Annotated in this window: 22 protein-coding genes; 8 read left to right on the top strand and 14 right to left on the bottom strand. The window is 70.7% G+C overall.

Annotation, left to right across the window (positions count from 1 at the left end):
* Window positions 1–99: 99 nt before the first annotated feature.
* On the top strand, window positions 100–1,074 hold the full coding sequence (locus tag ACFYV5_RS27490; protein ID WP_355114489.1) for a ribose-phosphate diphosphokinase: 975 nt from the start codon (window positions 100–102) through the stop codon (window positions 1,072–1,074).
* A 59-nt stretch (window positions 1,075–1,133) separates the two neighbouring features.
* Here the strand turns inward: ACFYV5_RS27490 and ACFYV5_RS27495 are convergent, their stop codons facing one another.
* Both ACFYV5_RS27495 and ACFYV5_RS27500 read right to left on the bottom strand, forming a co-directional pair.
* Entirely contained in the window at window positions 1,134–2,003 is an 870-nt protein-coding gene (locus tag ACFYV5_RS27495) for a serine hydrolase (RefSeq protein WP_389172771.1), read from the bottom strand.
* Complete coding sequence (locus ACFYV5_RS27500) at window positions 2,000–2,959, bottom strand: LysR family transcriptional regulator (RefSeq protein ID WP_389172773.1); 960 nt, start codon at window positions 2,957–2,959, stop codon at window positions 2,000–2,002. Before ACFYV5_RS27500 ends, ACFYV5_RS27495 begins: the two co-directional genes overlap by 4 nt.
* Before the next feature lie 235 nt (window positions 2,960–3,194).
* On the opposite strand from ACFYV5_RS27500, the gene ACFYV5_RS27505 reads away from it, so the two are divergent.
* The 3 genes from ACFYV5_RS27505 to ACFYV5_RS27515 all read left to right on the top strand — a co-directional run bounded on the left by ACFYV5_RS27505 (window position 3,195) and on the right by ACFYV5_RS27515 (window position 5,005).
* Window positions 3,195–3,779: a 50S ribosomal protein L25/general stress protein Ctc gene (locus tag ACFYV5_RS27505; protein WP_389172775.1), complete on the top strand. Its 585-nt coding sequence runs from the start codon at window positions 3,195–3,197 to the stop codon at window positions 3,777–3,779.
* A 131-nt stretch (window positions 3,780–3,910) separates the two neighbouring features.
* The gene (gene pth, locus ACFYV5_RS27510) at window positions 3,911–4,507 is read left to right on the top strand and encodes an aminoacyl-tRNA hydrolase (protein WP_389172777.1); all 597 of its coding nucleotides are present in this window, start codon (window positions 3,911–3,913) and stop codon (window positions 4,505–4,507) included.
* A gap of 39 nt (window positions 4,508–4,546) precedes the next feature.
* Window positions 4,547–5,005, top strand: coding sequence for a hypothetical protein (locus ACFYV5_RS27515; RefSeq protein ID WP_389172779.1), 459 nt, complete (start codon window positions 4,547–4,549; stop codon window positions 5,003–5,005).
* Here ACFYV5_RS27515 and ACFYV5_RS27520 read toward each other — a convergent pair.
* Window positions 4,998–6,242 (bottom strand): transposase, encoded by a 1,245-nt coding sequence (locus ACFYV5_RS27520; protein WP_355114479.1) that lies wholly within the window; start codon window positions 6,240–6,242, stop codon window positions 4,998–5,000. The two genes, ACFYV5_RS27515 and ACFYV5_RS27520, sit on opposite strands and share 8 nt — an antisense overlap.
* Window positions 6,243–6,526: 284 nt before the next feature.
* Here ACFYV5_RS27520 and ACFYV5_RS27525 point away from each other — a divergent pair, with 284 nt between their 5' ends.
* Window positions 6,527–7,282 (top strand): LPXTG cell wall anchor domain-containing protein, encoded by a 756-nt coding sequence (locus ACFYV5_RS27525; protein ID WP_355114477.1) that lies wholly within the window; start codon window positions 6,527–6,529, stop codon window positions 7,280–7,282.
* Between the two features lie 73 nt (window positions 7,283–7,355).
* Here the strand turns inward: ACFYV5_RS27525 and ppc are convergent, their stop codons facing one another.
* Window positions 7,356–10,085, bottom strand: coding sequence for a phosphoenolpyruvate carboxylase (gene ppc / locus ACFYV5_RS27530; RefSeq protein WP_389172782.1), 2,730 nt, complete (start codon window positions 10,083–10,085; stop codon window positions 7,356–7,358).
* Window positions 10,086–10,392: 307 nt separating this feature from the next.
* On the opposite strand from ppc, the gene ACFYV5_RS27535 reads away from it, so the two are divergent.
* A complete protein-coding gene (locus tag ACFYV5_RS27535) occupies window positions 10,393–11,361 on the top strand; it encodes a fatty acid desaturase (protein ID WP_355114474.1) in 969 nt (322 codons plus the stop codon).
* Window positions 11,361–12,035: a TetR/AcrR family transcriptional regulator gene (locus ACFYV5_RS27540; protein ID WP_389173166.1), complete on the top strand. Its 675-nt coding sequence runs from the start codon at window positions 11,361–11,363 to the stop codon at window positions 12,033–12,035. The genes ACFYV5_RS27535 and ACFYV5_RS27540 overlap by 1 nt, the downstream gene beginning before the upstream one ends.
* A 118-nt stretch (window positions 12,036–12,153) precedes the next feature.
* Here the strand turns inward: ACFYV5_RS27540 and ACFYV5_RS27545 are convergent, their stop codons facing one another.
* Window positions 12,154–12,996 carry a trans-aconitate 2-methyltransferase gene (locus tag ACFYV5_RS27545; protein ID WP_355114472.1) on the bottom strand — a complete coding sequence of 281 codons (843 nt, stop codon included), beginning with the start codon at window positions 12,994–12,996 and terminating at the stop codon, window positions 12,154–12,156.
* Between the two features lie 131 nt (window positions 12,997–13,127).
* Here ACFYV5_RS27545 and ACFYV5_RS27550 point away from each other — a divergent pair, with 131 nt between their 5' ends.
* Complete coding sequence (locus ACFYV5_RS27550; protein ID WP_355114470.1) at window positions 13,128–13,625, top strand: MarR family transcriptional regulator; 498 nt, start codon at window positions 13,128–13,130, stop codon at window positions 13,623–13,625.
* Here the strand turns inward: ACFYV5_RS27550 and ACFYV5_RS27555 are convergent.
* From ACFYV5_RS27555 to ACFYV5_RS27595, 9 genes are all read right to left on the bottom strand, one after another.
* Window positions 13,584–14,369 carry a response regulator transcription factor gene (locus tag ACFYV5_RS27555; protein ID WP_355114468.1) on the bottom strand — a complete coding sequence of 262 codons (786 nt, stop codon included), beginning with the start codon at window positions 14,367–14,369 and terminating at the stop codon, window positions 13,584–13,586. The two genes, ACFYV5_RS27550 and ACFYV5_RS27555, sit on opposite strands and share 42 nt — an antisense overlap.
* A 270-nt stretch (window positions 14,370–14,639) precedes the next feature.
* On the bottom strand, window positions 14,640–15,812 hold the full coding sequence (gene galK / locus ACFYV5_RS27560) for a galactokinase (protein WP_389172785.1): 1,173 nt from the start codon (window positions 15,810–15,812) through the stop codon (window positions 14,640–14,642).
* Window positions 15,809–16,774, bottom strand: a complete 966-nt coding sequence (gene galE / locus ACFYV5_RS27565) for a UDP-glucose 4-epimerase GalE (protein WP_389172787.1) — start codon at window positions 16,772–16,774, stop codon at window positions 15,809–15,811. Before galE ends, galK begins: the two co-directional genes overlap by 4 nt.
* Window positions 16,771–17,814, bottom strand: coding sequence for a galactose-1-phosphate uridylyltransferase (galT, locus tag ACFYV5_RS27570; RefSeq protein ID WP_389172789.1), 1,044 nt, complete (start codon window positions 17,812–17,814; stop codon window positions 16,771–16,773). Before galT ends, galE begins: the two co-directional genes overlap by 4 nt.
* 113 nt (window positions 17,815–17,927) lie before the next feature.
* A complete protein-coding gene (locus ACFYV5_RS27575) occupies window positions 17,928–18,617 on the bottom strand; it encodes a LuxR C-terminal-related transcriptional regulator (RefSeq protein WP_389172791.1) in 690 nt (229 codons plus the stop codon).
* 188 nt (window positions 18,618–18,805) lie between these two features.
* A complete protein-coding gene (locus tag ACFYV5_RS27580; protein ID WP_389172793.1) occupies window positions 18,806–20,551 on the bottom strand; it encodes a PQQ-binding-like beta-propeller repeat protein in 1,746 nt (581 codons plus the stop codon).
* A gap of 47 nt (window positions 20,552–20,598) precedes the next feature.
* Window positions 20,599–22,005, bottom strand: a complete 1,407-nt coding sequence (locus ACFYV5_RS27585) for a PQQ-binding-like beta-propeller repeat protein (protein ID WP_389172795.1) — start codon at window positions 22,003–22,005, stop codon at window positions 20,599–20,601.
* A 163-nt stretch (window positions 22,006–22,168) separates the two neighbouring features.
* Entirely contained in the window at window positions 22,169–24,004 is a 1,836-nt protein-coding gene (locus tag ACFYV5_RS27590) for a PQQ-binding-like beta-propeller repeat protein (protein ID WP_389172797.1), read from the bottom strand.
* Between the two features lie 135 nt (window positions 24,005–24,139).
* Window positions 24,140–25,948 (bottom strand): ABC-F family ATP-binding cassette domain-containing protein, encoded by a 1,809-nt coding sequence (locus ACFYV5_RS27595; RefSeq protein ID WP_389172799.1) that lies wholly within the window; start codon window positions 25,946–25,948, stop codon window positions 24,140–24,142.
* Between the last annotated feature and the right edge of the window lie 28 nt (window positions 25,949–25,976).

The following is a 25,976-nucleotide window of genomic DNA, read 5'->3' on the forward strand; positions in this document are numbered from 1 at the left end:
CGGCGTACCGTGATACGTGCACATAAATTCGGCTGGCTCGCACACGCGCACGGGAGCGCGGAGATCGCGACCAGAGGACACGTCTGAGGAGACAGTGCTGTGACCGGGATCAAGACGACCGGCGAGAAGAAGCTGATGCTCTTCTCCGGCCGCGCCCACCCCGAGCTGGCCGAGGAGGTCGCGCACCAGCTGGGTGTCGGCCTCGTGCCGACGAAGGCCTTCGACTTCGCGAACGGTGAGATCTACGTCCGTTTCCAGGAGTCGGCTCGTGGCGCGGACTGCTTCCTGATCCAGAGCCACACGGCTCCGATCAACAAGTGGATCATGGAGCAGCTGATCATGATCGATGCTCTGAAGCGGGCTTCCGCGCGGAGCATCACCGTGATCATCCCGTCGTACGGCTATGCCCGTCAGGACAAGAAGCACCGCGGCCGTGAGCCGATCTCGGCCCGTCTGGTGGCGGACCTGCTGAAGACCGCCGGTGCGCACCGCATCCTCACGGTCGACCTGCACACCGACCAGATCCAGGGCTTCTTCGACGGTCCGGTGGACCATTTGTCGGCTCTGCCGGTCCTGGCGGACTACGTGGGCAGCAAGGTCGACCGCTCGAAGCTGACGATCGTCTCGCCGGACGCCGGCCGTGTGCGCGTCGCCGACCGTTGGTGCGACCGTCTGGACGCGCCGCTGGCGATCGTTCACAAGCGCCGGGACAAGGACGTCGCCAACCAGGTGACCGTGCACGAGGTCGTCGGTGACGTGGCGGGCCGTGTCTGCGTCCTGGTGGACGACATGGTGGACACGGGTGGCACGATCTGCGCCGCCGCCGACGCGCTGTTCGCGCACGGTGCCGAGGACGTCATCGTGACGGCCACGCACGGCATCCTGTCCGGGCCGGCCGCCGATCGTCTGAAGAACTCCAAGGTGAGCGAGTTCGTCTTCACGGACACGCTCCCGGTGCCGGGTTCCTTGGAGCTCGACAAGATCACGGTTCTGTCGATCGCGCCGACGATCGCCCGCGCGGTGCGTGAGGTGTTCGAGGACGGCTCGGTGACGAGCCTCTTCGAGGAGCACTGAGCTCTCTCGTAGGGCATGAAGAAGGTGGGCCCGCTTCCCCTCGGGGGAGCGGGCCTTTCTCATGCCCTCAGCGCGTCCACCGCGATGCGTGCCGCCCGGCCGATCACCGCGTCCGCCGCGGGGAGTGTCACCGTCGTCGCGGCGGCGCGGGTGAAGACGGCCACGGCGTACCGGCCGCCGTCGGGGTACTCGACGACCCCGGCTTCGTGGCGCAGCGTCGGCAGGGAGCCGGTCTTGCCGCTGACCCGGACGTCGTCGAAGGGGAATCCGGCGGCGAGGCGGTGGCTCCATGCCTGGAGGCCGAGGACGGCGCGCAGTTCCTCTCCGTACGCTCCGGCGCAGACCTCGTCGCGCCAGATCGCGGCGAGGAGGTGGGCGGTCTCGCGGGGGGTGGAGCGGTTGGTGCGGGTCGGGTCGAGGGCGCGCAGGCGGGCGACGACGGCGGGGTCGGTGAGGGCGGAGGGTGCGCCGCCCGCGTCCTCGCGGAGGGTCGCGTAGAGCTCGCGCATGGAGTGAACGGCGACGGTGCGGGTGAGGCCGAGGTCGTTCATGCAGGTGTTGACGGTGTCGAGGCCGATGGTGTCGATGAGGAGGTCGGCGGCGGTGTTGTCGCTGACGGCGACGGCGAGGCCGGCGAGGTCGCGGAGGGAGAGGCGGGCGGCGTCGCGCATGGCGGCGAGGCCGGTGGCGCCGGGTGAGCGGCCTTCGGCGGGGATGTCGACGGGTCGGCGCAGGTCGATGTGGCCGTGGGACGCCTCGCGGTAGAGGGTGGCGATCAGGCACAGTTTGTGGACGCTGGCGGTGGGGGTGGGCCGGTCGGCGCCGAGGGCGATGGAGGCGCCGGTGTCGATGTCGGTGGCGTAGAGCTGTCCGGTGACGCCCGCGTCGGTGAAGGCCGAGGTGATGCGCGTGCGGGCTGCGGCGGTCACAGGGGGAACTCCGATGCGGGGCGGGGGAAGACCATCCTCGCGGATGCCCCGGTGGGGGTGTCGGTGAGCATGTGCGCGTGTTCGCGGAGGGTCTCGTGGGCGGTGTCGGCGAAGAGGCGTACGGCGGGTCCGTCGCGGCCCTGGGGCCAGGCGGCGGAGGTGCGCCAGGTGAGGGGGGTGTCGCGGAGGGGGCGCCAGACGGTGCCGGGTTCGGCCGGGGAGTGGGGCTGGAGGGCGATGGCGCCTCCGGAGAGGACGAGTCCGCGGGTGAAGTCGGGTCCTGCGGCTTCGTGGAGGGCGCCGGGGGTGCAGCCGTGGCGGGCGCAGGTGGTGAGGGTCTCCTCGTGGAGGGCGGGGGCTTCGGCGCGGGGGAAGAGGACGAGGTCGCGGCCGGTGAGGGCGGCGGTGGGTATCTCGGGGAGGGGGGCGAGGGGGTCGGTGTCGGAGAGCAGGACGCCGAGGGGCTGGTGGAGGACGGGGCCGAAGGCGAGGCCGGGGGCGGGGCAGGGGTGGCGGACGATGCCGATGTCGAGGGTGCCGGCGGTGAGTTCGGCGGTCTGTTCGGCGGTGGTGAGTTCCCGCAGGTCGAGGTCGCCTCCTGGGGAGCGGTCGCGGAAGGCGATGAGGAGGGCGCCGACGGCGGCGGCGCCGAGGCGGGGTGGGACGGCGGCGCGGAGGGTGCCGGCCCGGCCGCTGCGGACGCGGGCGACGGTGGCGGTGAGCCGGTCGGCGGCGGTGAGGAGGTGTTCGGCCTCGGTGAGGACGAGGCGGCCGGCGGGGGTGAGGGTGGTGCCGCGGCTGGAGCGGTCGAGGAGCCGGACGCCGAGTTCGCGTTCGAGGCGCTGGATGCGCTGGGAGAGGGAGGGCTGGGCCATGTGCAGGCGTTCGGCGGCGCGTCCGAAGTGCTCTTCCTCGGCGACGGTCCGGAAGTACCGCAGATGCAGCAGCAGGTCCATGATCGGCAAGGATAGGCAGTGCGCTGTCCGTCCCGGGGCGCTCCGCCGGGCGCTTCGCCGGGTGATCCAATTGGGTGGTGGGGCGGAGGCCGAGTAGACTGCCGTAGTTGCTCGGCGAGGGAGGCCGTACCCGGCGTGGTACGGCGGTCCGTTATCGACGCGCTCTTCGTAGCAGGCCATCGCCAGTCGTGGCCGGGTGACCGTCGTTTTTCGTCATCGTCTACGAGGAGTGCACATGTCCGAGGTCAAGCTGGCCACCGAGACCCGTACCGAGTTCGGCAAGGGTGCGGCGCGCCGCGTCCGCCGCGAGGGCAAGGTCCCCGGCGTTCTCTACGGTCACGGCACCGAGCCGGTCCACGTCACGCTGCCGGGCCACGAGCTGCTGCTCGCCCTGCGCACCCCGAACGTCCTGCTGTCGCTGGACCTGGGTGGCACCACCGAGCTGGCCATCCCGAAGGCCGTGCAGCGCGACCCGCTGAAGGGCTTCATCGAGCACGTCGACCTGCTGCTGGTGAAGCGCGGCGAGACGGTCACGGTCGAGATCGTCGTCGAGACCGAGGGTGAGCTCGCCCCGGGCAGCTTCCTCGTCGAGAACGTGCTGAACACGCTCTCCGTCGAGACCGAGGCCACCCACATCCCCGAGTCCGTCACGGTCTCCATCGCGGGCCTCGAGGCCGGTAACTCCATCCTCGCCAAGGATGTCGCGCTGCCGAAGGGCACCACCCTGGCGACGGACCCCGACGCGGTCGTCATCCAGATCCTGGCCGCGCAGGCCGAGGAGCCGGCCGGCGAGGCCGCCGGTGAGGGCGCCGAGGCCTGAGCCGTAGGCTCTGCCTGACGTGACGGGGTGACGGGCCGTGCGGCCCGTCACCCCGTTTCTTCTGTACGCATGCGTTCTGCACACCCGCCTTCTGTCCATCTGCCGGTACGCACACGAGGAGACGAGACCCCATGACGGACGACGCGAACGCCCCCTGGCTGATCGTCGGTCTCGGCAATCCGGGGCCGGAGTACGCGGCCAACCGCCACAACGTGGGCTTCATGGTGGTGGACCTGCTCGCGGACCGCATCGGCGGGAAGTTCAAGCGGGCGCAGAAGGCGCAGGCGCAGGTCGTCGAGGGCCGTATGGGTCCTCCGGGGCCCGCGAACCGCCGGGTGATCCTCGCGAAGCCGATGTCGTACATGAACCTCTCGGGCGGTCCGGTGACGGCGTTGCGGGACTTCTACAAGGTGCCGACGGCGCACGTCGTGGCGGTCCACGACGAGCTGGACATCGACTACGGCGTGCTGCGGCTGAAGGTCGGCGGCGGCGACAACGGGCACAACGGCCTGAAGTCGATGACGAAGGCGATGGGGGCGGACTACCACCGGGTGCGGTTCGGCATCGGCCGTCCGCCGGGCCGGATGCAGGTCGCCGACTTCGTCCTGAAGGACTTCTCCTCGACGGAGCGCAAGGAGCTCGACTACTTCGTGGACCGGGCGGCGGACTCCGTCGAGTGCCTGGTGGCGGAGGGTCTGGAGCGCGCGCAGTCGGCGTACAACTCCTGAGCGACTCGTCGGCGCGGTACGACTGTACGATCGCGGACCATGACGCACGTCCGTAACGCCGCCATGGTCCTGGTCGCCCTGCTGCTCGTCGTCGCGGGCGTCTGGTCGTCCTGGGGGACGGCGCAGCACGTCCTGCTGTCCAAGGGCCGTGAGCACGGCACGCTGACGGTGACCGGTTGCAACGAGGAGACGTGCACCGGCCGTTATGTCCCGGAGCCGGACGGTCCGCCGTCGCCGCACACCACGTTGACCATCGACCACTCGGTGGCGGCCGGCAAGGGCCAGACGCTGCCGGTGGTGGTGAAGCCGGGTACGACGGAGGCGGTACGGACGGGGTGGGGCGGCGGTCTGCACGCCTGGTTGCCGCTGGGCGGGGCGCTGTTGCTGGCGGCACCGCTCGTCGGGGGCGGGCTGCGGCTGACGCGGACGGCGTGGTCGCTGGCGGGCGCGGGGGGTGCGCTGCTGGTGGCGGCGTTCTTCGCGCTGTCAACTACGTGAGGCTGGAGCCCGGTTTACACAACGAGGCATCGCTGGCGGTGATGCCACGTTTGCGTCCAGTCGTATCCCTTGGTCGGGGTACGACAGGGGCCGTTGACTGGGCCCCGCATCGCCACAACTCCAAGCCTCTGGCCCGAATGTTGCGGGAGCCGTTGCGGTCTGCGTGATCAACGAATCCGCAGGACCGGCATGCGAACCTGGCCTGGGACACCCGGTTCGCCTTGTCCATGTGCCCGCACTCGGCGCACGTACGGGAGGTGTACGCCGGATCGACGTGCACCACCGGCACTCCTGCCCGGCGGGCTTTGTACGCGATGAATTCCCCGAGCTGCGCGAATGCCCAGGAGTGCAAGGTGGCCCGTTGGGGCTTCCTCAGCCGTACCCGCTCGCGGATGCCCGTCAGATCCTCCAGGGCAATTCCGCGACCAGTGCGTTCAGCCTCGGCCACCACACGCTTCGCGATCTTGTGATTGATATCCTTGGTCCGACGCGCTTCCTTGCCCCGCCGCTTCTGCATACGACGCTTGGCCGACGGGGAGTTCTTCTTCTGAAGCTTGGTTCGCAGTCCGCGTTCACGGACACGCAGCCGGTTCAGCTGCCGTCCGGCCATGACTTCGCCATCGCTCGTGGTGGCGATGTTCACGATGCCCAGATCGACACCAAGGAAGTCCACCGGATCGGTACTCGGCTCGGCTTCGGGGACCTCGCAGGTAGCCATGAGGAACCACATGCCATCTCGGAACAGCAAGTCCGACTCGCCTCGTCGGTACAAGGCAAGGGTGGCCAGTTGCTCCGGCGAGGCGGTGAACGCCACGTTCTTCTTTCGGCCTTCCGTAGTCCAGATCGACAACCGCCGTTGATCGATCTGCCACGACAGCATGCGATCGTCATACGGCTGCCCGCTCGTAGGTCGGAATGCCAGCGGCTTCCCAGCCGCCCGCGAGTAGCGCTTCGAACCTGGCCGGCCATACCTCCCGGACCGCAGATTCGCCTTCAGGGTGGCGTAGGCATCGCAGGTCTTCTTGATCGCGTGCTGGGCGGCCTGTGCACCCAGTCCCCAGCGCTCCTTCACCTGGTCATACGTGTGCTTGCGCAGGGCGAAGTTCCGATAGACACCCTGCTCAAAGGCAACCCGACTCGCCCACGTCGCAGCCTCGTTGCATGCGCGCAGGGTGGCTTCAAGTGCCGCCGCCTGTAGAGGCGTCGGCAGTAGCTTTACCTGCACCACCAGCTTCACGTTCACGAACGTACACAGATGTACGATCACTCACCGCGCGTTCCCCACAGTTCACTCCACCGAGTGAGACACCCTCTTCGTTAGCACTTCATCCGGTTTACCCCGATGAGACCATGACGCTCCGCTTCGCGAGCACGAGGGTGCGACTCCGGGCATGGAACCAAGACCCGCGGATTGCGCTCTGATTGTTATGGGCCTCGGGTTAAGGGTGAGTTAAGGAGGTGGATAGGCTGCCCTCCGCCACCTCCCACGGCATCCCTCATCTCTCAGATGGACAAGCCCATATGCGACGTACCCTCATCTCCACCGGCACCGTCGTCACTGCCGTGACCGCCGCCTCTCTGCTGCTGGCTCCCGCCGCCTCCGCCACGAAGGGTCCGAAGGACGACCCCAAGGGCGACAACGGCAACGTGAAGATCCACGATGCCAAGACCGGCGAGTACCTCCACAAGAACGAGCCGAAGGTCTGCACCTTCTACCTCGACGGCTTCCAGTTCGACGGCGCCCAGAAGGTCACCTGGCGCATCGAGGGCCACGCCCCGACCGCCGACCTGGCGGGCATCGAAGGCTCGTTGACGCTCGACGGCTCCGGCCACGAGCGCACCGGCGACCTGTCGCTTCCGGACGGCCACTACAAGCTGTACTGGAACTTCGACGGCGAGAACGGCAAGGCCAAGCACAAGACGTTCTGGGTCGACTGCCCGGCCGGCGAGGAGCCGGCCAAGCCGACGGAGAAGCCCGTCGAGCCCGGCAAGAAGCCCACCAAGCCGGCGGAGACCCCGGGCACGGAGACCCCCGGCACGGAGACCACCAAGCCGGGCGCCTCTGTTGCGCCGAGCGCCACGCCGTCCGCCACGGACTCCGCGGCGGCCGGTGCGACCCCGTCCGCGAGCACGAGCACCGACGCCGCTGCCGGCTCCGGTGACCTGGCCGAGACGGGCTCCAGCGCCCCCGTCGGCATCCTCGCCGCCGCGGCGGTCGCCCTCGCGGGTGCCGGTGCGTTCCTGGTGACGCGCCGCCGCAAGGCGCAGCAGCACTGAGTCCCGTAGCGACGACGGTGCCCCCGCCGGAAGAGATTCCGGCGGGGGCACCGTCGTATGGACAGGCCGGGCGTCAGCCGGTGTTGCGCAGGCCCGCCGCAACGCCGTTCACCGTGAGCAGCAGCGCCCGCGCGAGCAGCGGGTCGGGCTCCTCGCCGCGCTCCGCCGCGCGGCGCTGGCGGGCCAGCAGGGCCACCTGGAGGTAGGAGATGGGGTCCAGGTAGGCGTCGCGGATGGCGAAGGTCTGCTGGAGCACCGGGTTGGAGTCGAGCAGCTTCTGACCGCCGGTCACCTTCAGGACCTCCGCGACGGTGAGCGCGTGTTCCGTCTCGATGGTCTCGAAGACGTGCTTGAGCTCGTCCGGCACCAGGGTGTCGACGTAGTGGCGGGCGATCCGCAGGTCGGTCTTGGCCAGCGTCATCTCGACGTTGGAGAGGAAGTTGCGGAAGAAGTGCCACTGTTCGTACATCTCGCCGAGGACCGCGTCGAGACCGGCCTCGCGCAGCGCCTTGAGGCCGGAGCCGACGCCGAACCAGCCGGGGACGATCTGGCGGGACTGGGTCCAGCCGAACACCCACGGGATGGCGCGCAGTCCGTCGAGCGAGACGCCCGAGCCGGGGCGGCGGGAGGGCCGCGAGCCCAGGTGCAGGTCGGCGAGCTGGTCGACGGGTGTGGAGGCCAGGAAGTACGTCGGCAGGTCCGGGTCTTCGACCAGGCTCCGGTACGCGGTGTGGGCGGCGTCGGAGACGGTGTCCATGGCCGCGTCCCAGCGGGCGAGGGCCTCGTCGGACTGGCGGGGCGAGGTGTGCAGGGCGGAGGCCTGGAGGGTGGCCGCCACGGTCAGTTCGAGGTTCTCCCGGGCCAGGGACGGGATGAGGTACTTGTCGGAGATGACCTCGCCCTGCTCGGTCACCTTGATCTCGCCCTCGAGGGTTCCCCAGGGCTGGGCGAGGATCGCGTCGTGCGAGGGGCCGCCGCCGCGGCCGACGGTGCCGCCGCGGCCGTGGAAGAGCCGGAGGCGTACGCCGTAGCGGTGGGCGACGTCGCGGAGCCTGCGCTGGGCGCGGTGGATCTCCCACTGCGAGGTGGTGATGCCGCCGAACTTGGAGGAGTCGGAGTAGCCGAGCATGACCTCCTGGACGTCGCCGCGGAGCGAGACGAGGCGGCGGTAGGAGGGGTCGGCCAGCATGTCGTTGAGGATGACGTCGGCGGCCTTGAGCTCGTCGGTGGTCTCCAGGAGCGGCACGATGCCGATCTTGGCCCAGCCGCCGTGGAGGTCGAGGAGGCCGGCCTCGCGGGCGAGGACGGTGGCGGCGAAGACGTCGTCGGCGCCCTGGCACATCGAGATGATGTACGACTCGATGACCTCGGGGCCGAAGCGCTCGAAGGCTTCCTTGATGGTGTGGAAGACGCCGAGGGTCTTCTGGCCGGCCGCGTCGAGCGGGGCGGGGGTGGGGGCGAGCGGGCGGCGGGAGCGGAGCTCCTTGGCGAGCAGCTTCTGCCGGTAGTCGCGCGGCATGTCGGCGTATCGCCAGGACTCCTCGCCGAGCCGGTCGAAGAGCTGGCCGAGCGCGTGGTGGTGGGCGTCGGCGTGCTCGCGGACGTCCATGGTGGCGAGCTGGAGGCCGAAGGCGGACAGGGTGCGGATGGTGCGGTCCATCCGGCCGTCGGCGAACAGGGCGCCGCGGTGCTCGCGCAGGGACGTCTGGACCAGGGCGAGGTCGTGGACCAGCTCGGAGGTGCCGAGGTAGTCGCGGCCCTCCTGGTGCGGGGTGCCCTTGGCCAGGCGCTCACGGGTGTTGACGAGCTTCTGGCGGATGCAGGTGGCCTTGAGCCGGTACGGCTCCTCGGCGTTGAGGCGCTTGTAGCGGGGGCTGATCTCCGGCAGGCGCTCCAGGTCGGCCTGGAGGGAGGTGAGGAGTTCCTCGGTGGCGCCGGCGTACCGGATGGAGTTGGAGAGGAAGCCGCGCAGCTCGTCGATGAGGTCGAGGGCGTCGGTGATGCCGTGCTCGTGCTGGAGGATCAGCACGTCCCAGGTCACCTTGGGGGTGACGTTGGGGTTGCCGTCGCGGTCGCCGCCGATCCAGGTGCCGAAGGTCAGCGGGCGGGTCCCGGCGGGCAGCTCGATGCCCACGCGCTCCAGCTCGGCGGCGAGGTCCTCCAGGACGTCGCCGACGGCGCCGGCGTGCAGCTCGTCGAGGTAGTAGATGGCGTTGCGGGCCTCGTCGGCGGGCTCGGGGCGGACGACCCGGAGCTCGTCGGTCTGCCAGATGAGGTCGATGTTCTCGGCGAGCCGCAGGTCGTGGCGGCGCCGGTCGGCCTCGATGACCGGGGTCTCCAGGAGGGCGGCGATCCGGCGCAGCTTGTTGAGGACGGAGCGGCGGGCGGCCTCGGTGGGGTGCGCGGTGAAGACGGGCCGCACGTTGAGGTTCCGTACCGTCTCGCGGACGTGCTGCGGGTCGCCGTCCTTGAGCATGTCGGCGGTGCGGGCGAGGAGCCCGCCCTCGGCGGCGCGCTTCTCGCGCATCTCGCGGCCGCGGTGCACCTGCTCGGTGACGTTCGCCAGGTGGAAGTAGGTGGAGAAGGCGCGCACCAGCTTGGTGGCGGTCTCCAGGTCGGTCTCCCCCAGCAGCTCGGCGGCTGCCTCGCCGTTCTCGCGGGTGAGGCTGCGGACCTTCTCGACGAGGTCGAGAAGCTCGTGTCCTTCCTGGCGGACGAGGGTCTCGCCCAGCAGGTCGCCCAGTCGGCGGATGTCGGAACGCAGCTCGGCGCTGGCGGTGGGGGTCTGGTCGGCACTGCTCACAGGTGCGGCTCCTTGCAGTGTTTGAGCACGTCTGGAGGGGTACTGGAGGCTTGCGGACCGCGCTGTCCGACGCACACAGGATAGGTGTCCAATCCCTGGACTCCACCCGAGCCCCTCTTGCGCCCTCTTGCCGCGCGCCACCGCACTGCCATACTTACGTCGCCGTAGGTTACGGAGGCGTAGCCACGCGCTTCTTTCGTCCCGTTCCGCTCACTTTCCTCCTCTTACCTCTCCCCGACTTTTCCATCCCCTCCAATCCCTCCATTCTCGTATTCATCCTTCCTCCCTTCACCCCCAGGGGACACCCATGACCACAAGCCCCGAGATGCTCGAGACCGAACAGGACCTGCCCTCCGCCACGCTCGGCGGGGACAAAAAGCGATCGATCGAGCAGATCACGCTGCTGCTGTTCATCACGGTGCCCTTCATCGCCCTCGCCGCGGCCGTGCCGCTGGCCTGGAGCTGGGGCGGCGTGTCCTGGCTCGATCTCGGCCTGCTGGTCGCGATGTACTACATCGGCTGCCACGGCGTCACGATCGGCTACCACCGTTACTTCACCCACGGTTCCTTCAAGGCCAAGCGGCCGCTGCGGATCGCTCTGGCGGTCATGGGCTCGCTCGCGGTGGAGGGCCCGCTGGTGCGCTGGGTGGCGGACCACCGCAGGCACCACAAGTTCTCCGACGCGGACGGCGACCCGCACTCGCCGTGGCGTTACGGCGAGACCGTGCCGGCTCTGATGAAGGGGCTGTGGTGGGCGCACATCGGCTGGATGTTCGACGAGGAGCGCACGCCGCAGGCCAAGTACGCGCCCGATCTGATCAAGGACCCGGCGATCCGCCGTATCTCGCGCGACTTCATCTTCTGGACGCTGCTGTCCCTGGCGATCCCGCCGCTGGTCGGCGGTCTGGTGACGATGTCGTGGTGGGGCGCGTTCACGGCGTTCTTCTGGGGTTCGCTGGTCCGGGTCGCGCTGCTGCACCACGTCACGTGGTCGATCAACTCGATCTGTCACGCGGTCGGCAAGCGCCCCTTCAAGTCCCGCGACCGCTCGGGCAACGTGTGGTGGCTGGCCGTGCTGTCCTGCGGTGAGTCCTGGCACAACCTGCACCACGCCGACCCGACCTCGGCGCGGCACGGTGTGCTGCGGGGCCAGGTCGACTCCAGCGCGCGGCTGATCCGCTGGTTCGAGCAGCTGGGCTGGGCGTACGACGTGCGCTGGCCGAATGCCTCCCGGATCGAAGCCCGGCGCCGGGGCGAGCCCGCCGACGCGGCATGATGGAGAACGTGGCGATCGAAGGCAGTACCAGCAGCAGCGAGAACAAGCCCCGGCGCGGCCGCCGGGTGAGGATGACGGGCGCGGAGCGCCGGGAGCAGCTGCTGGACATCGGTCGGACGCTCTTCGCCGAGAAGGGCTTCGAGGGCACGTCGGTGGAGGAGATCGCGGCGAAGGCCGGAGTCTCCAAGCCGGTGGTGTACGAGCACTTCGGCGGCAAGGAGGGGCTGTACGCGGTCGTGGTGGACCGGGAGATGCGCCAGCTCCTCGACATGGTGACCGGGGCGCTGACGGCGGGCCATCCGCGTGAGCTCCTGGAGCAGGCGGCGTTCGCGCTGCTCGACTACATCGAGCGGTACACCGACGGTTTCCGGATCCTGGTCCGCGATTCGCCGGTGGCGCAGTCGACCGGCACGTTCGCCTCGCTCATCAGTGACATCGCCACGCAGGTCGAGGACATTCTGGGTCTGGAGTTCAAGGCCCGCGGCTTCGACCCGAAGCTGGCCCCGCTGTACGCGCAGGCGCTGGTGGGCAGTGTGGCGCTGACGGGCCAGTGGTGGCTGGACGTCCGTAAGCCGAAGAAGGCGGAGGTCGCGGCGCATCTGGTGAACCTGGCGTGGCACGGCCTGGACGGCCTGGAGCAGAAGCCGCGGCTGATAGGACACCGCAAGAGCTGACGCGGCACCGGTCCACGGGTCGGCGCGACGGCGGTCCCGCACCGGGGCCGGCGCGACAGCGCGGTACCGCACCGCACGGGCGCCCCGCACCGGATCACCGGTGCGGGGCGCCCGTGCGTCACCTCGGCTTCGTCGCGACGGCGAAGATCCGGCGGAACGGGAAGACCGTGCCGTGCGGGCCCGGCGGATACGCCTCGCGCAGCAGGTCGCGGTACTGGGCGAGGAAGGCGGCGGTCGCCTCCTCGTCACCCTCCAGTGCGGTCAGTACGGGGCGCAGGGCCGTGCCCTTGACCCAGTCGAGGACCGGGTCCTCGCCCGGCAGCAGTTGTGAGTAGGTGGTCTCCCAGGTGTCGGTCTCGCAGCCGAGGTCGGCAAGGCGGTTCAGATAGTCGGCAGCGTCGAGGACGTGGACGAATCGGCGCCCCTCGCCGTCGAGGCGGTCGCGCCATTGCGGGGTGTCGCAGAGTTCGCCGAGCAGGGCGTGGCTGGGCGAGGTGAAGTTGCCGGGGACCTGGAAGGCGAGGGTCCCGCCCGGCTTGAGGCCGTCGATCCAGGCGGCGAAGGACTCGGGGTGGTTGGGGACCCACTGGAGGGCGGCGTTGGAGACGATCAGGTCGTAGGGCTCCTCGGGTGCCCAGTGGGCGGCGTCGGCGGGCCGGAAGTCGAGCCAGCCGCCGCCGGCCGTCGTGCCGGCCCAGTCCTTCTCGGCACGTTCCAGCATGTCGGGCGAGAGGTCGAAGCCGCTGATGTGGGCCTCGGGCCAGCGGTCGGCGAGCAGGACGGTCACATTGCCGGGGCCGCAGCCGAGGTCGGCGATCCGGGCGGGCTGGTCGGTGGTGGGCAGGTGCGGTATTCGGGCGAGCAGGTCGAGGAAGGGACGGGTGCGGTGGCCGGAGTGTCGGAGGTACTGCTGTGGGTCCCACGTTGGTGCGGCAGATGCAGAAGATGGTGCGGAATGCATGTTCGAGCCCCCTTGCTGGAACGAGTTGCCGAAGCGGAACAGGGTTCCGGCCCGGTCCTTCCCCATAGTCCAGCCGAATATATCTTGACGTCAAGAGACTTTATGTCAACAGACCCTTTACACTGATCGTCATGGAGGACGAGGTCGACCGGCTGGTCGCTGCATGGCGCCGCGAGCGCCCGGACCTCGACGTGGAACCGCTCGAGGTGCTGAGCCGCGTCTCACGGCTCGCCCGCCACCTCGACCGCGCCCGTCGGCTCGCTTTCTCCGAGCACCAGCTGGAGCCCTGGGAGTTCGACGTCCTGACGTCGCTGCGCCGCGCCGGCGCCCCGTACCAGCTCTCCCCCGGCCAGCTCCTCACCCAGACGCTGGTCACCTCCGGCACCATGACCAACCGCATCGACCGGCTCACCAAGAAGGGCCTGGTCGAGCGGCTGCCCGACCCCAGCGACCGGCGCGGGGTCCTGGTTCGCCTGACCCCGGAGGGCCGCGACCGGGCCGACCAGGCACTCGCCGGGCTGCTCGCCCAGGAGCGGGCCATCCTGGCCCAGCTCTCCCGGACCCAGCGGGGCGAACTGGCCGGTCTGCTACGCCAGCTGACCGCCCCGTTCGACAACATTCCCGGCTAGGGCTCCCTCCAGCTCTGCGGGACCGACACCGGCCCGGCGCGCCAGGGCGACCGCGGCGAGCGTGGAGTGCACGCCCAGCTTCCCGAGCACGTTCTGCATATGCGTACGGACGGTGTGCGGGGAGAGGAAGAGCCGCTCGGCGACGGCCTTGCGCCCCAGGCCCGCGACCATGCAGCGCAGCACCTCCCGCTCGCGCGGGGTCAGCGACTCCACCAGCTGTTCGCTCTCGGTGCGGTGCTTGCGGGTCGCCGTCAGCTCCCGCAGCACGCCGGTGAGGAGCGCGGGCGGCAGATGCGTCTCGTCGCGCAGGACACCGCGGATGACGGCGAGCAGCCGCTGCAGCGAGCAGTCCTTGGCCACCCAGCCCGAAGCCCCGGCCTGCAGCGCGAGCGCGGCCCGGTGGGCGTCGTCCTTCTCCGCGAGCACGATCGTACGGACGGCGGGCTGGGCGGTACGGACCCCGGCGACCAGCGAGATGCCGTCGACCACGCCCTCCCCGTGCTCCGGTACGACCCGGGCCACCGCGACCGACGCCGCCGGCCCGGCCACCGTGCCCAGGTCGGCGTCGACCAGCATCACGTCGTACCGGCGCCCCTCCGCCACCGCGCGGTCCAGACAGCGCAGCGCGGCGGGACCGCTGCCCGCCGCGGAGACGTCGACGTCGGGCTCCGCCGCGAGCGCGGCGGCCAGCGACTCGGCGAAGATGCGGTGGTCGTCCACCACCAGAACCCGGATACGGCCCACGGACACCCCTATGTGTCGAGGAACGGACCGGCGCGGGCACGGCGCCGGTGACGAGGGTCCGCCGCGCACGGCCGCCGCCGTGCGGTGACTGGTACCCCGTCCCGGGCGCCGTACCCGACTGGTCTCGCCCCCTGATCAGCACCGGCCCCCACCGGTGCTGTGCATCAGAGTACGGGCGGGCGGCCGCCCCGGAAGGCGATTCGCGGAACTGGCCGAACGTCCGGGGCACGCCTGTGCCTCATGTGCCCGATGGCGACAGAAGTCGACAATTCAGGGGCTTTTTCCGTGCATCTCATGGCCGTTTCTGAGCCGTCGCGCGCCCTCCGAGGGCACTGCGGGGAAGATCCTCGGAGTGGTGAACCCGGCCTCGGCGAAGGCCTTCCCCACCGCGGTGGCCACGGCGTCCGCCGCCCGCTCCTCGACCAGCACGATCGCGGAACCGCCGAAGCCACCGCCCGTCATCCGCGCCCCGAGCGCGCCCGCCGCGTTCGCCGCCTCGACGGCGAGGTCCAACTCGCGGCAGGAGACGCGCAGATCGTCCCGGAGCGAGGCATGGCCCTCGGTGAGGACGGGGCCGACCGACCGGGGGTCCCCGGCGTCGAGGAGGGCGATGGTCCGCTCCACCCGGTGGTTGTCCGAGACGACGTGACGGACATAGCGGCGAATCGATTCGTCGCTCAAACGCCCGAGGGCGTCCGGCAGATGCGCGTGGGGGACCTCGCGCAGCGCGCGCACCCCGAGCGCCCGCGCACCCGCTTCGCACCCGGCGCGCCGCTCCGCGTACGCGCCGTCTCCGAGCGCGTGCTTCACCCGGGTGTCCACGACCAGGAGCCGCAGCCCCCGCGCGGCGAGGTCGAAGGGCACCTGCCGGTACGAGAGATCGCGGGTGTCGAGGAACAGCGCGTGGCCCTCGGCCGCGCACGCGGACGCCATCTGGTCCATCACCCCGCAGGGGACGCCGACGAAGGCGTTCTCCGCGCGCTGGGCGAGGACCGCGAGCCCGGGACGGCTCAGGCCGAGCCCGAACAGGTCGTTCAGGGCGAGCGCGGTGACGACCTCCAGGGCGGCGGAGGACGACAGACCGGCGCCGGTCGGGACGGTCGAGGCGAGATGGATGTCCGCCCCGGTGACGGGGTGGCCCGCCTCGCGCAGCGCCCAGACGACACCGGCCGGGTACGCGGCCCAGTCCGTGCTCGCGAGCGGTTCGAGGGCGTCCACGTCGAGCTGGACGACCCCGCCCTCGACATCGGCGGAGTGGACCCTCAGGACGCCGTCGGTCCGCCGGGCGACGGCGGCGACGGCCGTGTGCGGCAGGGCCAGTGGCATGACGAAACCGTCGTTGAAGTCGGTGTACTCACCGATGAGGTTGACGCGCCCGGGGGCGGCCCAGATGCCCTCCGGCTCCACCCCGTACAGCGCCTCGAACTCCGCCAGTACGCTCATGCCCGTCCCCGCTCCCTCTCTCTCGCGAACGCCCACGCGTCGCGCACGATGTCCGCCAGGTCCGGGCGGGACGGATTCCAGCCGAGCCGCTCGCGCGCGGCCTCCGCCGAGGCGACGAGCACCGCCGGGTCGCCGGGGCGGCGCGCGGCCGTCACCTCGGGGACGGGATGACCGGTCACCTTCCGGACGGTCTCGACGACCTCACGCACCGAGAAGCCGTTGCCGTTGCCGAGGTTGCAGATCAGGTGCTCGCCGGGCGTCATGGCGCCGAGCGCCAGCAGATGGGCCTCGGCGAGGTCGGCGACGTGGATGTAGTCCCGTACGCAGGTGCCGTCGGCGGTCGGGTAGTCGTCGCCGTAGACGCCGATCGCCTCGCGCCGGCCGAGGGCGACCTCGAGGACCAGCGGGATCAGGTGCGACTCGGGGGCGTGCCGCTCGCCGCAGGGGCCGTAGGCGCCCGCCACGTTGAAGTACCGCAGCGAGACCGCGGCCAGGCCGTGGGCGGCGCACTCGCCGCCGATCATGTGGTCCACGGCCAGCTTGGAGGCGCCGTAGGGGCTCGTCGGGGCGGTCGCGGCGGTCTCGGTGATCGGGGTGGAGGCCGGTTCGCCGTAGGTGGCGGCGGTGGAGGAGAAGACCAGTTTACGGACGCCGGCCGCGCGCATGGCGGCGAGCAGGGCCATCGTGCCGCCGACGTTGTTCTCCCAGTACTTCTCGGGCTTGGTGACCGACTCGCCGACCTGGGAGAAGGCGGCGAAGTGCAGGACGGCGTCGTACGAGCCGTCCAGCCACGCGGCGGCGTCCTGGACGCGGCCCTCGATGAACTCGGCGCCGGCCGGGACTGCCTCGGCGAAGCCGGTGGACAGGTCGTCGAGGACGGTGACCCGGTGGCCCGCCTCGAGGAGATGCTGGGCGACCGTACTGCCTACGTAGCCGGCTCCACCTGTGACCAGGTATTTCATCGGGTTGCCACCTCTCGGAGTCGCTCGGCCGCCGCCTCCGGCGGCACGTCGTTCATGAACGCGCCCATGCCGGACTCGGTGCCCGCGAGGTACTTCAGTCTGCCGGGCGCCCGCCGGACGGTGAACAGCTCCAGGTGCAGCCCGAACTCCTCGCGGTCCGCGCCGGTGAAGGGTGCCTGGTGCCAGGCGGCGATGTAGGGCGTGGGCGGCTGTCCTGGACCGAAGATCCGGTCGAACCGCCTCAAGAGTTCCAGATAGATCTGTGGGAAGGCTGTGCGCGCCGCGTCGTCGAGCGCCCGGAGGTCGGGCACGCGGCGGGTGGGGTGAAGGTGGATCTCGTACGGCCAGTGCGCGGCGTACGGCACGAAGGCGATCCAGTCCTCGGTCTCCAGGACGACGCGGGCGCCGTCGGTCCGCTCGCGGGTGACGAGGTCGTCGAAGAGATTGCGGCCGGTACGGGCCCGGTGCTCGGCGGCGTTGCGCAGCATCAGGGCGGTCCGGGGCGTGGTGAAGGGGAACGCGTAGATCTGGCCGTGGGGGTGGCCGAGGGTGACGCCGATCTCGGCGCCCCGGTTCTCGAAGCAGTACACCTGCTCGACGCCGGGCCGCTCGGCGAGCTCGGCGGTCCGGTCGGTCCAGGCGTCCAGGACGAGCCCGGCCCGCTCGGGGGTGAGGTCGGCGAAGGACGCGTCGTGGTCGGGGGTGAAGCAGACGACCTCGCACCGCCCGGAGTCCCCGGCGAGCGAGGGGAAGCGGTTCTCGAAGACGGCGACCTCGTAGGCGGAGGACGGGATCTCGCTCAGCCGCCCGTCGCGGGAGGGGCAGAGGGGGCACTCGTCGGCGGGCGGGTGGTAGGTCCGCGCCTGCCGGTGCGAGGCGATGACGACGGAGTCCCCGAGGAGCGCGTCGTACCGGATCTCGGAGGTGGAGGAGACGGGGTCGAGGGGCCGTGCGTCGACGGCGTCGTGGACGGCGTCGTCCCGCGCGTCGTAGTAGATGAGCTCGCGCCCGTCGGCGAGCGTGGTGACGGTCTTCTTCACGGGGTGTCCTCAGCGGGGATCCAAACAGAACCACTCACAAGGAACCACAAGTAAACATCCTCGTCAACGCCGAAGGCCCGGGACGCGGGACGACCCGGGCCTTCGGACACCTCCTAGGGGACTTCCCGCCGGGCTCCCGGGACCGGGGCGCGGTCCAGCAAGCCGGTCCGGGCGGCGAGGGCCGCCGCCTCCAGGCGGGAGCCCACCCCCAGCTTCATCAGGACCCGCTGCACATGCGTCCGCGCCGTGCTCGACGCGATCCCCATCCCGGCGGCGATCAGCCGGGTGTCCTCCCCCTCCGCCACCCGGACGAGGACCTCGACCTCCCGCGGCGTCAGCATGCCGAGGAGCCGCTGCCCCTCGTCGTCCGGCTGCACCGCCGGGTCGAGCAGCTCGGCGAAGGCGCCCTGGAGGAGCTGCGGCGCCACCGCCGTCTCCCCCGCCCGCGCCTTGATCAGCGCCCGCTCCACGCCCTCGATGCGCTCGTCGTGCCGTACGTACCCCGAGGCGCCGGCCGCGAAGGCGGCCGCGATCCCGCGCGGCGAGGGCACCGGGCCGAGCACGACCACGGCCACCTGCGGCCGCTCGCGCTTGATCCGTACGATCGGGTCGAAGACGCCCGGTTCGGCCGGCGCTGCCGTACCGAGCAGACACACCTCCGGCGCCCGGCTCACCACCAGTTCCGCGGCGCCCGCCACCGGGGCGGCCGCCGCGAGCACACGGTGCCCGCGCAGTTTCAGTGCCGAGGCGAGCGCCTCGGCGAGCAGACGGTGGTCGTCGACCACCATGAGCCGCACGCCCATCGAGCTACCCCTTAGATCCCCCCTGAGGCCGTCCCCCGGCCCCAGCCACTCCGATGACCCGGCAAACTACACGCTCCCGGGGGCATACGTTCCCGAACTCCGACGGAATGCCACCCACGGGACGAAACACGGACGGCCCGGCACGTCGACAGGTCGACGCGCCGGGCCGTTCCGGTCCCCGCTGGGGCTCAGTTCGTGCTGAACGACAGCGCCAGGTACTCCTTGAGGCTCGTCGAGGACGACTCACGCGGCTCGCTGACCCTCATCACGGAGATGAACATCCGGCCGTTCCCGTAGAGGATCTCGGAGTAGTCCTCGCTGAAGGTGTCCTCCGCGTCGCGCACCGTCTTGTCCGACGGGTTCTCCAGGAGCACCGTCGACTTCATCGTGCCGCCGTCGATCGAGACGATCTGCCCGCCCTTGTCGTACGGCGGGACCTTGTACGCGATCAGGTTGCCGCCGTCCATCCGGAGCGGGACGAGCGTGTACCGGTCACCGGCGTCGGCCTTCTCGGCGGTCGGCTTCCCGGTGGCCAGGTCGAACGCGAGGATCTCGTTGGTCTCGTCGCCGTACTCCCCGGTGGAGCCTTCGTGCTCCTCGGTCGGCAGGTAGAGCCGGCCGTTGCCGACGAGCACCTTGGAGCACTGCTCGACCGTCGTCGAGCGGCAGCGGGCGGCGTACCGGTCCGCGTCCGCCGCGATCTTGACCTTCAGCTTGCCGGTCTTCTCGTCGATCGAGAAGAAGTCCGAGATGCCGCTGCCGTCACCGGCGGTGTCGCCGACGTCGGCGGCGACGACGAGGGGCTTGGTCGAGACGATCGCCGCGTACTCCACACCCGTCGGCATCTTGTACTGCGAGATCGGCGCGCCCGTCATCGGGTCGAGGTTCTGGATGATGACGTAACGGGCGTCGTACGAGCCGCACTTGCGTGCCGCCACGAGACCGGCGCCGCCGCCGTACCCCATGTCGAAGCAGTTCTGGTCATTGGCCTGCGGCTTCCAGCGCGGGTTGCCGTTGGCGAGGTCGAAGGCGGCGCCGCCGTCCGAGCCGCCGGCCGCGACGGTCGTGCCGCTGAGCGTGATCTCGCTGAACCGCACCTTCTGGTCGCCGGCCGTGCCCCCGGTGACCGAGGTGGACCACACCAGCTTGCCGGTGGTCAGGTCGACCAGGCCGACCTCGGTGCACTGCTGGTAGAACTTCGGCGGGACACGCTTGGTCGCCTCGAAGAGGATCGGCACCTTGAAGTCCGCCGTGACGTGCCGCGAGGTGCCGCAGACCTGGCCCGGAAGGGGCAGCGTCCACAGCGGGGTGCCCTTGTCGAGGTCACGGCCGACGATCGAGTTCACGTCCGTCTTGACGTACGCCTTGTCCGTGATCCAGGAGCCGGTGACGTCCGTGAGTTCCGGGACCTTCGGCAGGGGCAGCTGGAAGGACAGCTTGGACTGGGTGTTGGCCGGGACCTTCTCCTTGCCGTTGCCCCCGAGCCCGTTGCCCTTCTCCCCGCCCTGGCCCTGGGCCGAACCGGAGCCGCCCTTGGCGTTGTTGTTCTCCTCGCCGCCGGAGTTCGCGTACCAGATGCCGCCGCCGACGATCAGGGCGACGGCGACCACGGCGGCGATGACGATCTGCATCTGCGCGGACAGCTTCTTGCCGCCACCGGCCGGCGCGGGCGCCTGCGGATACTGGGGCTGGGTCGGGTAGCCGTACGGTGGCTGTCCCTGCTGCGGGTACCCGTACTGCGGCTGGGTCGGCGGCTGCTGGGGATACCCGTACTGCGGCTGCGTGGGCGGCTGCTGGGGATACCCGTACCCGGGCTGCTCCGGAGGCGGCGTCGGCGCGCCGAAGCCTCCCTGGGGCGGGCCGGGCGGCTGGTTCGGCGGGGGGCCCGGGGGCTGGTTCGGCGGGGGCGGCGGTGGTTGCGGTGGTTGCGTCATAGGGTCTACGTACCTCTGAAGTGTCGGAAAACGGGCGGGAGTCGGTGTCACATGCCGAAGGCCATCAGCGTCTCCCTCTCCCTCTCGTCATCGTCGTCCGTTCCGGAGACCAGGTTCTTCACCACGATGTACCGGCCGCCGGCGTACAGCGCCGGACAGTCGTGGAACCGTGATTCGGCCCGCCCGGCCGCGCGCGGCACCCGGAGCAGTTCGACGGGTGTGCTCGCGCCCGGTGCGACGGTGGCCAGATACCCGGGCTTGTCGAGCAGCGCGGCCATGCGGACGACCAGCGAGCCGCCCTCCATCCGCAGCGGCCACGCCATGCGATCCACGGGCCCCTGGATGCGCCGCACCTCGTTGCCGGTACGCAGGTCGAAGGCGACGATCGCGTTGCTCTTGCCCTTGCCGGCCCCGGCGGTCGCCAGGTAGAGCGTGTCGTCGTCCACGACGACCTGACAGCGCTGCAGGTTCCCCTGGTCGTGGACGTCGTCGGCGCACCCGTCGGCGTACCGGTCGCGGCCGGCGAGCGAGGAGCGCTTCGATCCGTCCTCGTCGAGGACGACCACCCCGCGCTTGTCCTCGGCGCGGTAGTAGGCCGAGACGACCAGGGGCCGCACGGAGTAGACGTGGTCCACCCGATAGCCGACCGGGAGCCGGTACTTCCAGCGGGACTTCCCCGTCACCGGGTCCACCTCGTGGATCTCCTCCTGCGGCTTGTCCGCGTCGGAGGTCGGGCAGGAGACGGCGGCGACGAGCTTGGGGCCGCCGGCGTACGCGTACGGCTGGCAGTCGCTCCCCTCCCACCTGCCGAACAGCTGCTTGCCGTCGCTGAGCCGGTAGCCGGTCGAGAAACCGTGCCGGCCGGCGGTGACGGTGCCGCCGCTGATCGCGAGCGAGTAGTCGTAGCTGAAGTCCCACCGGTTCTGCTCGACGATCTTCTGCTGCCAGCCGGCCGTGCCGGTGCGCAGGTCGACCAGTTGCAGCCGGCGGCACTCGTCGGTCTCCGCGTGGAGGCGGTCCTTGAGGGCGAGGGCGATCTTCCCGTCGGCGGAGGCGAGCTGGGAGGCCCGGCAGATCTCGGTGCCGAGGGTCAGCCGCCACTTCACCGTGCCGTCCGCCACGTTCACCGCCGTGACCGTGCGGTACATGGCGGTGACGACGGTGTCCCCGACGAGCCACGGGCCGAAGACGCCGCCGCCGAGACCGGGGACGTCGATGTCGTTCTTGCGGACCCAGAGCACCGACGCGTCGCCGGGGGCGCGGCCCGTGTTGTAGCGGGCCGCGTCGGCGGCGTCCGGCGCGGGCGGGCCCGAGGGTCGTGGGGACGGCATTCCCACGCTGGGAGGCGCGGAACTCCCGGACGCCTCGGTGTCCCGGCGGTCCGGCGCGTCCCCGAGGGCGTACCAGGTCACCCCGCCGACGGCGAGCAGCGCCGCCACGACCGCCGCGATCACGGCGGTCGTGCGGCGCTTCCGGCGAACGGGTGACGGAGGCGGCGGGGGTGGCGCGACGGGGCCGGGGCCCCCGCCCCCGTACGGATTGAGCCGTCCGTACGGGCCGTGTACCGGCGGGGGCGGGCCCGGCTGTTGTGGTGTCGTCATCGGATTCCGGCGGCCGTCACTTGCCGAAAGCCATCATCGTCTTGGCTTCCTTCTCTTCCTTGTCGTTCGAGGCGCTCACCCGTCCGCTGGAGACGACGAACGTGCCGTTGCCGTAGGCGTAGCCCGCGTCGTAGAAGGTGTTCTCGATCCGGGCCGTCGACGCCGGGTGCTGGAGCAGGATCTTCGGCGCGCCGCCGGTCGGGGCGAGCGTGGCGACCGCGCCGCCGGTGTCGTACGAGGCGTCCACGTAGAGCAGGACGTCCGCACCCTCCATGCGCAGCGGGGTCATGGTCCGCTCGGCGGACGCGGAGGCGCGCCACTTGGACTTGCCGGTGTTCAGATCGAAGGCGACGACCGCGTTGGCGGTGCCGTAGGCGGCCTCGGTGGCCATGTAGAAGGTGTTGGCGTCGGCGGCGACGCCGGTGCAGCCCTGGAGGTTGCGGCCGAAGACGACGAAGCTGCCGCCGCACTTGGGCGCGTACTTGTCGGTGCCGCCCTCGATCTGGGAGCGGAGCTTGCCGTCCGCCGTGACGGCGAAGACGGTCCACTTCTTCTCGTCACGCTGCTGGGCGGAGACGACCAGCGGGTTCACCGAGTAGATCTTGTCGACTTCCCAGTTGGGCTGGAGCTTGAAGGTCCACCGGGGCTTTCCGGTGTTCGGGTCGACCTCGCTGATCTGCTCCTGCTTCTTCTTGTAGTCGCTGGTGGGGCAGCTGGCCGCGGCGATCAGCTTCGACCCGCCCGCGAAGGCGTACGGCTTGCAGCCGCTGGTCGGCCCGGTGAAGAGGTCGCGCCCGTCGGCGAGGGAGTAGCCGTACGAGCTGCCGGTGCCGGCCGCGGTCACCGTGGTGCCGCTGATGGCGAGGGTGGTGTCGGACAGCGAGCTGAAGCCGGTGCCCTTGGGAACGGACTTCTTCCAGCCGACCTTGCCGGTCTTGAGGTCGACCTTCTGCAGCTCGGTGCACTTGGCGCGGTCGCCCGCGCTGTCGTTGACCCCGATGACGAGGCTGCCGTCGGGGGCGGGCTCGGGCGCGGTCGCGCACAGCTCGAAGGGCAGGTCCAGGTGCCACTTCGCGGAGCCGTCGCTGAGGCTGTAGCCGTCGAGGCTCTTGTACATGCCCTTGACGACGATGTCGCCGACGATCCACGGGCCGAACACGTCGGCGCCGTTGCGGGGCAGGTCGACGTTGTTCTTCAGGAGCCAGTTGATCTTCGCCTCGCCGGGCTTGCGGCCGGCGTTGAGGTCGTCCTCGCCGTTGCGCCCGTCGCCGCTGCCGTCGCCCTGGTCCACCGACTCGGTGGGCTTCGGGGCGCCGCTGCTCGTGGTCGGCTTCGCGACCGGTTCCTTCTCGTCGCCACCGCTGAGGGCGAACCAGGTGCCGCCGCCGATGACGAGGAGCGCGGCCACGGCCGCGGCGACGATGACGCCCGGCTTGCCCTTGAAGGGGTTGCCGCCTCCGGGGGGTGTGGGAGCGCCGGGGTACGGGGGCTGGCCGGGGTAACCGCCGTAGGGACCGGGCTGTTGGCCGTACGGGCCGGGCTGCTGCGGCTGGCCGTAGGGGCCCGGCTGCGCGGCGTACGGGCCGGGCTGCTGCGGCTGCTCTCCGTACGGCCCCGGCTGCTGCGGCGGCTGCTGCTGCTGCTGCGGGTAGCCGTAACCGGGCTGCGGGGCCTGCTGGGGATAGCCGTAACCGGGCTGCGGCTGCTGGTCGTACGGGCCGGGCGCGGCGGGCGGCGGTGTCTGCGGAGCCTGCGGCGGGGCCGGCGGCATGGGCGGCATGGAGCCGCCCTGGTTCGGATCCTGGCCGGGTGCGCCGAAGCCCGGCGGCTGGTTGCTGGGCGGCTGGGTCATCAGCGCGTTCCCCCTTGAAGTGAGCGGGTTTTCTTTCTACCACTCAGGGGATGGCGCAAAAGCGACCGGTCCGCCCCTTGTTCCCAAGGGAGGACCGGCCCGTGATGTCGTCGTTACGCGTTACGCACGGCTTCTCTACGCGTCCTCGGCCAGTTCCAGCCAGCGCATCTCCAACTCCTCGCGCTCCCCGGCCAGTTCCCGCAGCTCGGCGTCCAGCTTCGCGACCTTCTCGAAGTCTGTGGCGTTTTCGGCGATTTGTGCGTGCAGCTTGGCCTCCTTGTCGGACACCTTGTCGAGTTGCCGCTCGACCTTCTGCAGCTCCTTCTTGGCGGCGCGCGCGTCCGCGGCGGAGACACCGGGCTTCTGCTGGGCGGCCTGCGTCGCGGCCGGGGCCGGGACCGACGCCTCGATCATCTTCCGCCGCCGCTCCAGGTACTCCTCGATACCGCGCGGCAGCATCCGCAGCGTCCGGTCGCCGAGCAGCGCGAACGTCCGGTCCGTGGTGCGCTCGATGAAGAACCGGTCGTGGGAGATGACGACCATGGAGCCCGGCCAGCCGTCGAGGAGGTCCTCCAGCTGGGTCAGGGTCTCGATGTCCAGGTCGTTGGTGGGCTCGTCGAGGAAGAGGACGTTCGGCTCGTCCATCAGGAGACGCAGCAGCTGGAGCCGGCGCCGCTCGCCACCGGAGAGGTCGCCGACCGGGGTCCACTGCTTCTCCTTGGAGAAGCCGAACTGCTCGCAGAGCTGACCGGCGGTCATCTCCCGGCCCTTGCCGAGGTCGACCCGGTCGCGGATCTGCTGGACGGCCTCCAGGACCCGCAGCGTCGGGGGCAGCTCGGTGACGTCCTGGGACAGATAGGCGAGCCGTACGGTCTTGCCGACGACGATCTTCCCGGCGGCGGGCTGGATGTCGCCGTGCGAGACCGCCGCGTCGGCGAGGGCCCGCAGCAGGGAGGTCTTGCCGGCGCCGTTGACGCCGACCAGGCCGATGCGGTCGCCCGGCCCGAGCTGCCAGGTGAGGTGCTGCAGCAGCGTCTTGGGGCCGGCGGTGACGGTGACGTCCTCGAGGTCGAAGACCGTCCTGCCGAGGCGCGCGTTGGCGAACTTCATCAGCTCGGAGGTGTCGCGCGGCGGCGGCACGTCGGCGATCAGCTCGTTGGCGGCCTCGATGCGGTAGCGGGGCTTGGAGGTACGGGCGGGGGCGCCGCGCCGCAGCCAGGCGAGCTCCTTGCGCATCAGGTTCTGCCGCTTGGTCTCCTCCGTCGCGGCGATGCGCTCGCGCTCGGCGCGGGCGAAGACGTAGTCGGAGTAGCCGCCCTCGTACTCGTGCACGTCTCCGCGCTGCACGTCCCACATGCGGGTGCAGACCTGGTCGAGGAACCAGCGGTCGTGGGTGACGCAGACGAGCGCCGAGCGGCGCTCCTGGAGGTGCTGGGCGAGCCAGGCGATGCCCTCGACGTCGAGGTGGTTGGTGGGCTCGTCGAGGACGATCAGGTCCTGGTCCTCGATGAGGAGCTTGGCGAGCGCGATCCGGCGTCGCTCGCCACCGGAGAGCGGGCCGATGACGGTGTCGAGGCCGTGCTCGAAGCCGGGCAGGTCGAGCCCGCCGAAGAGCCCGGTGAGCACATCGCGGATCTTGGCGCTACCGGCCCACTCGTGGTCGGCCATGACGCCGATGACCTCGTGCCGGACGGTCGCCTTCGGGTCGAGCGAGTCGTGCTGCGTGAGGACGCCGAGGCGCAGGCCGCCACTGTGCGTGACGCGGCCGGTGTCGGCCTCCTCCAGCTTGGCGAGCATCCGGATGAGGGTGGTCTTGCCGTCGCCGTTGCGGCCCACGACGCCGATCCGGTCGCCCTCGGAGACGCCGAGCGAGACGCCGTCGAGCAGGGCACGGGTGCCGTACACCTTGCTGACAGCCTCGACATTGACCAGGTTGACGGCCACTTTGACTCCTGTACCGGGGGATGGATCG

It is taken from the genome of Streptomyces sp. NPDC003035 (assembly GCF_042888285.1).
In the GTDB taxonomy this organism is placed as follows: Bacteria; Actinomycetota; Actinomycetes; order Streptomycetales; family Streptomycetaceae; genus Streptomyces.